Source organism: Enterovibrio calviensis DSM 14347, assembly GCF_000621165.1.
GTDB classification, from domain to species: domain Bacteria; phylum Pseudomonadota; class Gammaproteobacteria; order Enterobacterales; family Vibrionaceae; genus Enterovibrio; species Enterovibrio calviensis.
On record NZ_JHZA01000018.1, the window covers coordinates 1 to 12061 of the forward strand.

Consider the following 12061-nt stretch of genomic DNA (forward strand, 5'->3'; position numbering starts at 1 on the left):
GGACGTTTACTCGTGGCGCATTTTTACATAGAAACGCTGTGATTTAGGCGCTTCAATCAGTTTTGGCTAGTAAACGCCCGTTATTAGAACGTTATATTTAAGGTGATATAGGGGTTCTATGAAAGAAATAGCTAGACCAGACTTTATCCAGGATGAGAGTCATGCAAAAGCAATAGCTCGAAATTGGATACGAAATGGTGAAATAATGCACCAAGAGAATTTACCAAATTTTTTGTCTGGATATAGAGCAAGGACTCGTAAAAATTTTTTCAAAATGATTGATTCATTTGAAGAGCTTTATGGAAACCTAATGGTCAATCGGAGGGACTCAAAAAACTCAAGAGGAAATTCATCTAAAAAACCGAAATATGTCGAGTTAGCCTTTTTTTCTGATCGTTTGACATTGGAGTACCACAAATCAAAGTTACTACCGATTGTTGTTATGCTCTTTGATACAAAAACTCTCACTTTTACTAATCCTGTGTGTGCTTTTAATCTATCGGAGCATTTGTTAGCAAGGCTCATTATGCGCAGTGAAGCTTCGGGTTTAAAAGATATAGCACACTGGGCTAGTAAACATTATTTGTTCATTATGGAAGGCAAAGTTAATGGAACTTTACCCACAAAAGACTTCATACTATTGACTAAATGTTCATTTGTTCCATTCACATATATCCACTCTATTGATGAGAGTAATGGCTTAGTTGCAAAAACATGGATTCCGAAATCTGAATGGAGTAATAGTATGGTAGAAAAATTAAAAATTTATCTCGAAGAAATAGACCGACTTCCTGATTGCAATGGGGTTATTATTGAAGATGATAGTTTCGGAATTTAAATATAACAAAGCATTTAAGACGGATTCTCAACGCTTGGCGATTTCTGCTTAGCTTGGCTTCAGTGCTAAATGTGGCAAGGTTTAAGCTTGGGTGGTCGCGTTGTTCACCACTTAATGCGGCTACATGGATCCCCCCGTACGTCAAACATCCGCAAGACATTCTGAGATATGTTATGGACTGCCGCTCTACATTCGGCCTTTATCTGACTCTCGTCATGGCCCTGATGACATTGCGCGGTTGCAGTGCCTTATTCGTTAGAAGGCATCAAATGTGCCCGCCGCATTAACAGGCTCTCTGCAAATGGTCTTAACCTATTCTCATCAGCTGCGTCTGCAATGACCCGGTTGGGGTGTTTCTCTACGTGACTTGGGTGTTAGGCCGCGTAGTCTTGATATTCAGTTTGATTGTGTAATAACGCCCAGATAATTCGTGCGTTCTTAGCGGCGAGTGCGACAATCGCTCGGTTCATGCCTCGCCGTTCAAGTACATCTCGTCCCCAATTACTGAGCCTGTCCTGCTTCTCACCGATATTGGTGATTGCGGCTCGAGCACCGTGGACGAGTAATGTTCGTAGGTATTTGTCGCCATGTTTAGTGATCCGCCCAAGTCTGGGCTTACCACCGGTGGAATACTGTTTAGGGACTAACCCTAGCCAAGCGGCAAAGTCTCGACCTGAATCAAATTGTTCCCCTTTGCCGATAGTGGCGATAATTGCGGTAGCCGTTTGAGGGCCGATACCTCTTACTTTCATGATGCGCATAGCACTAGGACTCGCTTTTACCACAAGATCAAAGCTTTGCTCTGCTTCACTGATGCGCTGATTAAGCGTTTGAAGATGTTCGAAACAGTCAGCTAAGACCGCACGTGCAATGTCGGGCAAACCGTTTTCCGCCGCTTCAAGAATGAGTGGCACTTCACGATGAATAGCAGCGCGACCTGTGGGAAAAACAATACCGAACTCAGCCAGCAGAGCGCGAATACGGTTGATGAGAGCCGTGCGCTCTCGTACCCAGTGTTCACGCATTCGGTGAATGGACAAGATAGCTTGTCGCTCAGGCGATTTAACGGGGACAAAGCGCGTATTGGGACGCTGAACCGCTTCACAGATAGCGATGGCATCGTTAAGGTCATTTTTGCCTTTGGTACGATACGGTCCCACATATTTCGCCGCCATAATGCGGGCATCATGACCGAGTTTAATGAACTCTCTCGCCCAATAATGCGCACCACTGCAAGCTTCGAGACCTATACGCATAGGTGGCATATTTGCTAATTTATACAGCAATTTAGCGCGAGACACCGATTTGTGAAGAGTGACTTTTCCTCGCTCATCGACAGCGTGCAATGAGAAGTGGTGTTTGGCGAGGTCAACACCGCAAAAGATTAAAGAAGACATGGAACCTCCGGTTTTGAATATGGCACTTAAGTGTGGCAAATCCACATGAGGGGGGATCCATGTCATTCGTTATGTGATAGGAGCTCCCATCAGAACTCCTAGTAAATTACAGTCTTTTGATGAACGTAATTTTGTGGTCATTATCGTCGTAATAGTGTTCTATAGCCCCTTGTTGAGCATAGCCAATAGCACTATAAAACGATCTTGCTGTCTGAAAATCGTCTGTGCTTGAGGTTTCTACAATAAGAAGTCTTTGCCCTTGCTTGGTCAAAGTGCTTTCCATTAGTTGCATCAAGTCTCTACCGATTCCATTACGATGATGCTCAGGATCAACGAGCAACATTAGTACATTCCATGTTGCGTTGGTCATTTCCATTGGTACGCAGTACGCGACACCGGTCATTAGTTCGTCGTCAAATTTGCCGAACCAAATAGCTTCACTGGATTCACCTTCAAAAGTCTCAGCGATAAATGAAACTTCTTCTGCTTCAAACATTTGTGTCTTGTTCACAAGCTCAAGCATTTTTTCTTTATCAGCAAGCTGTAATTGTCTTAGCATAAGTACTCATATGTGTTTGTTTTCCATCAGTATATACGATGTGGAAAGTATCACATAACAAACAATTTAAGCAGATTCGCAACGCTTGGCATTCTCGGTTTGAATCGGCTTTAGTGATTACGGTGCAATGTGTTAGGTCGGGTGGCAGCGTTGCTCACTACTTAATTGGGCGTTATCCCGTGTTCATAATGAATGTACTTTGCTTCGAGGTTTGGATAACTGAACCTGCTTTTCATAGAAATGCTCTGATTCGGGCGTTTCAATCAGTTTGGGTTAGTAAACGCCCGTTATTCGAACGTTATATGTTTTCAATCTAATTACATCAAACTTGGAGTTGAGATGACCAATTGTCCACATTGCAAAAAACGTTGTAACCCTATAAGGTTCCTTTTGGTAACAAAGTGGTCACCATATAAGTGTCCTAATTGTAAAGGTAAATCCCACTTCTCAACTTATAGCTCTTCGGTTCTTGGTGGAGTACTTGGATTTCTTGGTTATGTTATATACACATATTTGTTCTCAACTTTTGATAATCCTTGGTACTTAAATTTCCTTATGACGGTACTGCCGTTGACTAGTATTGCAATATTACTACAGTGGTATTTTTCAGAATTAAAAGCCGAGTAATCAACATATAACAAGGCACTTAAACGGAACTAAAACAGTGGGTTACGTTCCGCTTCGCTCCACAGTATAACCCACCATTTTAGTCCGCTTAGTGCGGCGTTATGTGACTGGTGGGTTATGAAATACAAAAACATTAAGTCAGCGATACATAACTTCGGACATAGTTACATAAGCTATGAAAACTATGTTGACGGTGACTTTGTTTTATATGAGTTAACTAGTATTCATAGGAAAGGGTACGACATATCAATTGATTGGCTCAATGGGCATTTCGAGCCATACCAGCTTTGCAGCGAAAGAATTGAGAAATCTATCGGCTATTGGTTCGCCGGTCTAAGTAAGCATCTTATAAATCAGAACGTTAAGCTCGAATCATTAACAGCACTGCATTTTCAATGGCCTGCAAAACAAGGACCTTTTATTTTGGCAGTTGATGATCGTGGTGTAGAGCACAAAAAGGAAATTGAGTATCCGAGATGATTTACATAACAAGGCAATAAACGTGGACGCTTTGCCACTGCGGCAGTTTTTAAAAGTTTAGTGTATACAAAGGATTAAAGCAGTTTTGGGCGGTTTGGTAAGCGCCCGTTATTGCGACGTTATACGTCAAAACGAACCACTGTTCATCCATCCAGTATTTGTAGGTAAGGTGTATAATACCGAAGCACGCCGTTTTGGGGTATTTCTCCAAACACAATTTTTAAAAATCGGTTAAAGTGATTATGAATTAGTGCATTACAAATTATTACATTCATACGTACTGTTATTATTGGACAAAATGGGGTGTTTAAACACCCCATTTTGGGGTTGAATACACTGTTATGTGACAAGGAGGTCACACTGAAGATTGAGTATAAGGTTAATCAGCAAATTTCTGCTGAACTATTTATTGACCTGCTTAAGCGAACGACTCTTGGAGAACGTCGCCCAGTAGAAAATACCAACTGTATTAGAGGGATGCTGGATAATAGCAATCTCATCGTCACTGCTTGGGATAGTAGTAAGCTGGTAGGTGTTGCCCGTTCAGTTACAGATTTCCATTATTGTTGCTATTTATCAGATCTAGCGGTTGATGAAAAATATCAAATGTTAGGTATTGGGAAGCAGTTACAGATTCAAACTCAAGCGCAAATACAGTCTACTTGCAAACTGTTCCTAATCGCCGCACCAACAGCCAATGAATATTACGAGCAGCTTGGTTACACAAGAAATGAGCGTTGCTGGGTGCTCGATCGTGGTCGAAAAATCATTACATAACAAGAGCATGAACGGGACGTTTACTCGTGGCGCATTTTTCAAAAACGGTGATTTAGCCGTTTCAATCAATTTGTGCTAGTAAACGCCCATTATGCTGACGTTATCCCGTGTTCACAATGAATGTACTTTGCTTCGAGGTTTGGCGGGCTAAACTTGCTTTTCATAGCTGGTGATTTGTATCTAGTTTGATCGTGATTGAAGCTTCATCGGTTTGTGTCCAGAGTCGAAACGGTCACTGAGGAATTTGAATTCAAAGCAAAGCTGTTATTTCTTTGTTGTTTAAACAAGCAATTGTATCGACGTCTCGTGCAGTGATTTGTTTCTAGAGCGGGTTGGCGGCAAGCCGCGGAAGTGCGGAGCAAGGGTTAACAAGCAAATCAACGCGGACGTTTACTCGTGGCGCATTTTTACATAGAAACGCTGTGATTTAGGCTTTTCAAACAGTTTGGGCTAGTAAACGCCCGTTATTCGAACGTTATCCGTCAGTTCTTTCCGTGTTTAGAATGCGATGTTTGGCTAGCTAGTCCCTCACTTTGTCGCAGGCTGTATAATCTCAAAACCCTCCTCAAACCAATCCCATATTTGATGCAAAACCATGCGGAGATCTTTGCTAAGTTGAATTTAATGTCCTTGGTTTTATTGAATGGTTTTATCTTTAGGGGCGAAGTTGCATTCACAAAACGGAGCGTTCTTTGGGTGTTGGCGGCGAAGCCGGGAAAGTGCGGAGCAAGGGCTAACAAGCAAATCAACGCGGACGTTTACTCGTGGCGCATTTTCACATAGAAATGCTGTGATTTAGGCGCTTCAATCAGTTTGGGCTAGTAAACGCCCGTTATTAGAACGATATGCGTACTACTCAATCAGACAATGGATCTGTAAATGAGCACGAGACAAATACATGTTTTTATTAGCCATGCCTGATCTTATTCCAATCACTACGACACGCTAGCTGATTGGGTCTTTAACCATAATTGGAGTGTTGGTCAGGCGTCCTTAGACTTGCGTGATTATTCAGTACCTAAGAATGATCCTATACACAATGCTAATAATGACACACAACTTCGTCAGGCTCTCGATAATCAAATTTCTAGAGGCCACGTAATTGTCATTCCGACAGGAATGTATGCTAACTACAGCAAGTGGATTCAAAAAGAGATTGATGGTGCGGTGGCCTATGGCAAACCAATACTTGCTGTAAACCCTTGGGGAGCACAGCGTACCTCTAGCGTTGTTGGGCAAGCGGCAAGTAAAACTGTGGGTTGGAATAAAGAAGTCGTTGTTGGTGGTATTTGGGAGCTATTTAAATGAGGTAAAACTATGGATGAAAGCGCATATTTAAAAGATCGAGTTGATGACCAAATCAACTGGTATGGCACTAAAAGTAAGTCGAACCAAAGGTGGTTTAAATATTTAAGGGTCGTTGAAATAGTAAGTGCAGCGATTATTCCTTTTATTGCTGGTTATAGCAAATCAATTCCTTACGGTACGGTTGTTATTGGCTTGTTTGGGGTTGTAATTGCCATTTGTGCAGGGTTGGCTGCACTCAATAAGTACCAAGAAAACTGGCTAATGTATCGAACTACTTGCGAAACATTGCGCCATGAGAAGTATTTATTCATGACGGCAACTAAGCCTTATGATGGTGATGATGCTTTCGGTCACTTCGTAACTCGTGTAGAAAGTTTGATTTCCAAAGAAAATACACAGTGGGCTCGCGCCGCCAAAGAGAAATCACATAACAAGCAAAGCAACCGGACCACGCTAACGCGTGCTCTGTGATTTGGGCATTATCCGTAAATACCTAATTTCAATTGAAATTGGACATACCCCATATAAGACCAAGTTGTATCTACAAACAAAGAAGAAAGGCAACTAGTTAGTGGCGAATAGTAACATGACAGGTTTTTTTCAATGGTTCTAGAACAAGATTCTAATTCAGAAGAACACGAACGACTTAAAGACCTAGTTCTTGAAGGAGCGCGTTTACTACGCGAGGGTATTCCTGAAGATGTCGTTCTCGCTGAGCTGCAACGCGGAGTAATTCACCCTAAATCTGCAAAGTTACTGCTTAATAAAGCTAAGTATGTAGCAAACAACAGGTCTCTTGAGATTTTGCCAGAAGAGTTAGAAGAAAGTTTAGACTTCCATAAAGTAATTCGTAAATGGGAAGAGGGGTGCCGCCCCTTAGAAAAATGTATTTTAGGATCGTTCGAAAACGATGGGTTCTTAAAGAACCTAATTCAAATCAGGGAAGGTCTTAGCCTACATGATAAAGAGCGTGAAGAAAAACTTGTTAAGGCCGGTTTGCCAACTGAGGTTGTGATTAGAAAATTTCCTGCCAATTTGACTGATGCACCCCAACTTACATTGCCTGAAAAATTGGGTATAAAACAGGTGGCAATGACTACGTATCTAGGTCTCATGGAAGGCCAGAGTAAAGAAGAGGTAGCTATTAGGCTAGCCTATGTTCTAGATCTGGAACTAGATGCAACATATCGTTTAGTTAAATACATTTCTCTGCATACAAAACCCGAATTACGTAAAATTGAGAAACCTAAAAATAAAGGGGCGGCAATTATGATGTTCGCTCTAGCTGTTCCTTTTTCGATTGCCATGCTTATCAAGTCTGTCGCAAAGACAATACCCATTGAAGCTATAGGTGTGTTAGCAGCGGTAGTTGCTCTATTATCTTTTCCTTTGTTTAGACGTTATATTGGGGAAAAAACAATCGAATACCGTCGGGAGAATGCGCCTGATGGCCTCATTTCACTCGCTCACGATGAAAGGGCTCCGATTCTCTACCTTCGCTCCCACATCGTAGATGGCGCTGGGAAAGATCCTAATGGCTACATATCTCACTTTCTCAATTCTACAGATATGAAGACTACCGAGGAAAAGCTCAGTCAGGTGTTCGATGTAGAAGGCCCCTTGATTGCTCTGGAAGGCCCTAGCGAAGGTCTACCTAATCTCGGTGCGAGCCGTGTTCGAATTGAGGATGTAGAAAAACTCAAATGGCAGGAGCTGGTTCTAGGTCTCATAGCTCGGGCGGCACTTGTGGTGGTGCGCTTTCGTCCCACGCAAGGTGCGCGCTGGGAAGTTGAGCAATTACTGCGTCTTTGCCCTCCGCATCAACTCGTATTCATCTTGACAAGTCCGGAAGACACTGCAGAAGAACGTGAGACATCATGGCGTGAACTTCATATGCTCCTCGAAACACATGTTAGAACTGGTTTACCCACAACGTTGGGAAAAGATGACTACTGTCTAGGTTTCAACACGGAATTTCAGCCGCGGATATTCAGCGGGAAAAGCACTTTTTTTGGAAAACAATCGGCCTTTTTGGATGCTGTCGTGGAGGCTTCAGCTTTTAGTAATCCATTATTCGACAAGCACAAGGCAAAAATGCAAGCAGCAAGTATTTTTTAATAATTAAAGGAGAAAAATTATGCACCCCTACTGGACTCCATTCTTCTATATCAAGTTTGGCCTCGCATTTTATGGTGGTTTTTATTTTGGTTCTGAATCTATTCCAATGGGTATAGGTGTTTTCATTGGTGCAATTGTTGGGGTGACCATCATTGCAAACATACTTTATCCTGTATTACGGGCAATTGTGCCAGAGTTGGTCGCGAAGTGGGAACTAGCTGAGGCCAGAGCTATTCTAGGCAGCAATGAGCCAGATGATGTTGAAAATGCTCTGGATGAGATGGATTTTGAAGAATATGATAACCAAAATAAATAAGTGAAAACGCATAACACATATGAGCCCTTCTCCGGTCAATAGGCAATAGCATTCTTTTGGCTGCCTTAGCAGCCAATGCTCTTGAACAACAAAGCCGTCTACTTCGTTCTGTCATTTCCGCCATTAAGTCGTTGCTTACGGCAAACACATATAGAGGGTCGCTTACTGCGGTCTCACCGCTGCCTGCCACTTGTGTGACAGGGCCACTAGACATTCATCGGTTAACCCAGGCTGGCACTATTCAAAAAGAAGGCTAAACAATGGTTTTCCAGTTATCTTCAGGCTCAGGCTAGGTATAAGCAACTTTGTTGTTCGTTGTAATGCGCACCAATGGGGCGGCTAATCAAAGCAATCGGGCTTGGACAACATTTGGCACAGCAGACCATTCGGGTTTACTACCCACAGAGCTTAGTCAGCAACGTGCTCTTTCTCAGCACCAGTTAGGCCTTCAGCTTACCCCATTGTGCGACTTATTCGGGTAAGAACCGACGTTCATCAAACACGGTTTGGTTCCTCAACATAAAGTAAATGCATCGCCCAAGCTTGTGGGCGAGAGCAGACAGTGCTTTAGCTTTGCTCATCCGTTTTTGCAAACGAGTGAGGTATTTCTTGGCTTTTTCATTACCACGAAGGTAAAGCACGGCGGCTTCTGAGAACGCCCATTTCAGGTGGGCATTCCCGATTTTATTTCCACTGGTACCATATTGTTTTCCTGCTGATTCAGCTTTGCATTTAATCAAACGGGAATAAGAGGCGAAGTGCTGAACCGTTGGAAAGCGCTGGATATTGCCAATCTCATAGAGAATGGTCAGCGCCAGAATGCGGCCAATACCGGGGACCGTTTGTAGCAGTTGGTAATCGTGCGGGTTATGTTGTTTGGCGCTTTGTTCGATGAAGTGTTCAACGTTCGCCAGCTCTTTGCTGTAAAAGGCAATGACGTTCAAATCGATATCGAGGTTGCGGTTAATCGCAGGCTCATTGAAGCGGTTGCGGACTTCTTCTCTGGCATAGGGATAGCGAAGTTGGAGATTAGGTGCAGGGAGATTGTACTGGCTGAAGTTGTTGGACACATGCGCTTTTAAGTTAGCACCATGACGCACGATTTTGGTTCGGCGGCGGAGTAAGTCTCGGGTAGCGCGCATGACCTTCGGGTAAGCATAGGCCAATGGGAAATTCCCACCGCGAAGCAGCGAGGCTATTTTAAATGAATCGATGCGGTCGTTTTTGGTTTTGCCGCCGTGAATAGCCTTCATGTACAAGGCGTGACCCAGCACAAAATCAAAAGCATAATCGAGGCAAAGGTCACTGACCCAATACCAGCAATGCATGCATTCGACACCGACGACGATTTCATCTTGAAATGGCGCGAGTATTTCCAGTAAAGCATCAGGGTCAGCGCCAATCTTCTTATGAAGGATTTTATTGCCCGTTGCGTCGAGAATACAGACGTAAAGAATGCGCGCATGCAGATCGATGCCGCAGTAATAGTTATGCTGTTGGTTATAAAATCTCATTGAGTCTTCTCCGTTTTGGTTTTGTCGCCTTCCAGCTTAGCCCGAGGGTTAAGCTGGAGGAGAAGGCTCAATGAGTATCAAGCAAATCAACGCGGACGTTTACTCGTGGCGCATTTTTTCATGAAAACTCTGTGATTAAGGTGCTTCAATCAGTTTGGGCTAGTAAACGCCCGTTATTAGAACGTTAAATGCTCAGGGAAGATATGGTGGAAGACTTAGAATTGAAAGCCCCGGCTAGAGGCTTAGGTAAACAGTGTAAAGCGATACTCAGAACAGTGCCGGATTGGTTTGGTAGGGAGGACGCCTTGCTCTGTTATGCAAGGGAAATTGATGAGTTAGATACCTACACTGCGTGGTGCGAAAACAAATTGGTTGGGTTCTTCTCGGTAAATTATCACAATGAGCATACAGCTGAGTTACATGTATTAGCCGTCAGCGCAGATTATCACCGAAAAGGAGTAGGTAGAGCTTTATATTTGGCTATAGAGTCAGATTTAAAAGCTGGGGCAGTTAAGTTTGTTCAAGTTAAAACTCTTGGTGAATCCGCGGGTGATACTAACTATGAAAAAACGAGACAGTTTTATATGGCACTAGGCTTCTACCCACTCGAAGAAATCACAGACTTCTGGGGCGAGGGTACCCCTTGTTTGTTCATGGTTAAGAGCATTTAACAAACAAACTGTTTAAGAGTGATTCGCAACGCGTGGCATTTTTACCATGCGTTGGTTTTAGTGTTTTAGGTGGTATGCGGGAGCTTCGGTATTGCGTTGCTCACACCTTAACAGGACTACATGGATCCCCCCGTTCGTCAAACATCCGCAAGACATTCTGAGATATGTTATGGACTGCCGCTCTACATTCGGCGTTGTCAGTTTGTCTTTAATTTCAGTGATTAAGTCAGTAAAATTCAGCTAAGTCTGTATCGTAGCAAACGTATGATGCAGGCGTTATGTATACCCAGGAAATATAAAATTGAAGTGGAGTTTCATTTGTTATTAATAGTTTTGGGCTGTGGGATTTTTATATTCATCGTTTCAGTGTCAGTGCCGTATCTAATGCCAGTGATTAATTACTTTTTTGATACCGGTATCGATATCCAACCTACGGAACATCATTTGACTTTAGTCGCTATGTGTATAGCTATTAGCGCTTTTTTAGTTGCTTTTGCTAACTTCAAGTTGAAGTCTGAAAGTGAAATTAAATTTATAGTATCTAAAGTTGAGGATCAAAACCCACAAAAAAAACGTTTACATCTGATCAATGAAAAAGATAGAAATGAGGTGATTCTTCATGTCTATTTGAGGTCCAAGGGTTCTGAAAGTATCTGTATATACTCAATGAAAGATAAGCCCTTAAACCTCCCGTCGTTCGGTTGTACTTCTTTTGATTTTGACGCGCTGAATGAAATTCGAAACCGTAACCATAATGCTGCTGCTAAAGTAACGATATTGCTCGGTTCAGGAAAAAAACTTGTCGCTTCTCCTGTTAAGGGGTGGTGGGATTGGGGTACTTACAGTGGTTGACCATATACATAGCAAACGACTATGGCGTCAATAATTGATTTTAGCGTCGTCTTTATTCCACACTACGCCGTCTCTGAGCATAGAGTTTAAGATAACAACCATCTTTCTCATACAGTAATGATGGCGACTTTCTTGGGCTTCCAGCTTCCACCAAGCGTGTGTAAGTTGCCTTGAAATCGGATTACATTTCATTTCTACATCAACGCCATATAAAGGACAGTTCTCACTTGTGCGCGTCCTCCTTGGATGACACGTTTACCTTTATTGCGGCTCTTTCATTCGCCATAGGAGCAACAACGATGAGGGTAGCTGCCTGCTTAATGGCATGCTTTGCGGTGGTTATGACGTCAAGGGATCGACCGAGTTTAGTCAGCGTAAGATAAGCCCCGTCGATTGAGGATTGAGTCGCAAGCATCAGAGAGTGAGCCCGTTTTTATGAATACTGGGACACTGATTTTGTAGAGTATATTGTAGTATTTGAATATTGCGTATCGTTCTTTCCTTTTGGGTGGAACGTTGTTTTCGCGCAGTTCATTAGAACAAGGGTAGGGTGCATGTCTTTCTCATTGTTAAAAAAGGATGTTGAGGAGAGAGCTATCGCTAG

The 12061-nt window shown here is 42.8% G+C and carries 11 protein-coding genes and 2 pseudogenes; 9 read left to right on the forward strand and 4 right to left on the reverse strand.

The genetic code is table 11. From position 1 onward, the window contains the following. Positions 1-118 precede the first annotated feature (118 nt). Positions 119-838 (forward strand): hypothetical protein, encoded by a 720-nt coding sequence (locus Q365_RS0114565; protein ID WP_028024036.1) that lies wholly within the window; start codon positions 119-121, stop codon positions 836-838. Between the two features lie 374 nt (positions 839-1212). Here the strand turns inward: Q365_RS0114565 and Q365_RS0114570 are convergent, their stop codons facing one another. Both Q365_RS0114570 and Q365_RS0114575 read right to left on the reverse strand, forming a co-directional pair. After that, the gene (locus tag Q365_RS0114570; RefSeq protein WP_028024037.1) at positions 1213-2235 is read right to left on the reverse strand and encodes an IS110 family RNA-guided transposase; all 1023 of its coding nucleotides are present in this window, start codon (positions 2233-2235) and stop codon (positions 1213-1215) included. A 106-nt stretch (positions 2236-2341) separates the two neighbouring features. Continuing rightward, positions 2342-2794, reverse strand: a complete 453-nt coding sequence (locus Q365_RS0114575) for a GNAT family N-acetyltransferase (RefSeq protein WP_028024038.1) — start codon at positions 2792-2794, stop codon at positions 2342-2344. A 744-nt stretch (positions 2795-3538) separates the two neighbouring features. Here Q365_RS0114575 and Q365_RS0114580 point away from each other — a divergent pair. From Q365_RS0114580 to Q365_RS0114605, 6 genes and pseudogenes are all read left to right on the forward strand, one after another. Beyond that, positions 3539-3901: a hypothetical protein gene (locus tag Q365_RS0114580; RefSeq protein WP_028024039.1), complete on the forward strand. Its 363-nt coding sequence runs from the start codon at positions 3539-3541 to the stop codon at positions 3899-3901. A 360-nt stretch (positions 3902-4261) separates the two neighbouring features. Continuing rightward, positions 4262-4678: a GNAT family N-acetyltransferase gene (locus tag Q365_RS0114585; RefSeq protein WP_028024040.1), complete on the forward strand. Its 417-nt coding sequence runs from the start codon at positions 4262-4264 to the stop codon at positions 4676-4678. Between the two features lie 948 nt (positions 4679-5626). After that, positions 5627-5986 (forward strand): annotated as a pseudogene (locus Q365_RS25755) (TIR domain-containing protein); the annotation flags it as partial. Between the two features lie 9 nt (positions 5987-5995). Continuing rightward, a complete protein-coding gene (locus tag Q365_RS25760) occupies positions 5996-6457 on the forward strand; it encodes a DUF4231 domain-containing protein (protein WP_051563804.1) in 462 nt (153 codons plus the stop codon). A 132-nt stretch (positions 6458-6589) separates the two neighbouring features. Then, positions 6590-8104, forward strand: a complete 1515-nt coding sequence (locus Q365_RS0114600) for a hypothetical protein (protein ID WP_028024041.1) — start codon at positions 6590-6592, stop codon at positions 8102-8104. A gap of 19 nt (positions 8105-8123) precedes the next feature. Beyond that, entirely contained in the window at positions 8124-8420 is a 297-nt protein-coding gene (locus Q365_RS0114605) for a hypothetical protein (protein ID WP_028024042.1), read from the forward strand. A gap of 470 nt (positions 8421-8890) precedes the next feature. On the opposite strand, the gene Q365_RS0114610 is transcribed toward Q365_RS0114605, so the two are convergent. Next, entirely contained in the window at positions 8891-9934 is a 1044-nt protein-coding gene (locus Q365_RS0114610; protein WP_028024043.1) for an IS110 family RNA-guided transposase, read from the reverse strand. Between the two features lie 206 nt (positions 9935-10140). Here Q365_RS0114610 and Q365_RS0114615 point away from each other — a divergent pair, with 206 nt between their 5' ends. Beyond that, positions 10141-10605 (forward strand): GNAT family N-acetyltransferase, encoded by a 465-nt coding sequence (locus Q365_RS0114615; RefSeq protein WP_245621556.1) that lies wholly within the window; start codon positions 10141-10143, stop codon positions 10603-10605. A 264-nt stretch (positions 10606-10869) separates the two neighbouring features. Further along, entirely contained in the window at positions 10870-11457 is a 588-nt protein-coding gene (locus Q365_RS0114620; protein WP_028024045.1) for a hypothetical protein, read from the forward strand. A 27-nt stretch (positions 11458-11484) separates the two neighbouring features. Here Q365_RS0114620 and Q365_RS27195 read toward each other — a convergent pair. Continuing rightward, positions 11485-11776, reverse strand: a pseudogene (locus Q365_RS27195) (transposase); the annotation flags it as partial. Between the last annotated feature and the right edge of the window lie 285 nt (positions 11777-12061).

Bases quoted from the DNA above. Each gene is read 5' to 3' on its own strand.
- Q365_RS0114565 (WP_028024036.1), top strand. From the start codon at position 119: ATGAAAGAAATAGCTAGACCAGACTTTATCCAGGATGAGAGTCATGCA.
- Q365_RS0114570 (WP_028024037.1), bottom strand. From the start codon at position 2,235: ATGTCTTCTTTAATCTTTTGCGGTGTTGACCTCGCCAAACACCACTTC.
- Q365_RS0114575 (WP_028024038.1), bottom strand. From the start codon at position 2,794: ATGCTAAGACAATTACAGCTTGCTGATAAAGAAAAAATGCTTGAGCTT.
- Q365_RS0114580 (WP_028024039.1), top strand. From the start codon at position 3,539: ATGAAATACAAAAACATTAAGTCAGCGATACATAACTTCGGACATAGT.
- Q365_RS25760 (WP_051563804.1), top strand. From the start codon at position 5,996: ATGGATGAAAGCGCATATTTAAAAGATCGAGTTGATGACCAAATCAAC.
- Q365_RS0114600 (WP_028024041.1), top strand. From the start codon at position 6,590: ATGGTTCTAGAACAAGATTCTAATTCAGAAGAACACGAACGACTTAAA.
- Q365_RS0114605 (WP_028024042.1), top strand. From the start codon at position 8,124: ATGCACCCCTACTGGACTCCATTCTTCTATATCAAGTTTGGCCTCGCA.
- Q365_RS0114610 (WP_028024043.1), bottom strand. From the start codon at position 9,934: ATGAGATTTTATAACCAACAGCATAACTATTACTGCGGCATCGATCTG.
- Q365_RS0114620 (WP_028024045.1), top strand. From the start codon at position 10,870: ATGATGCAGGCGTTATGTATACCCAGGAAATATAAAATTGAAGTGGAG.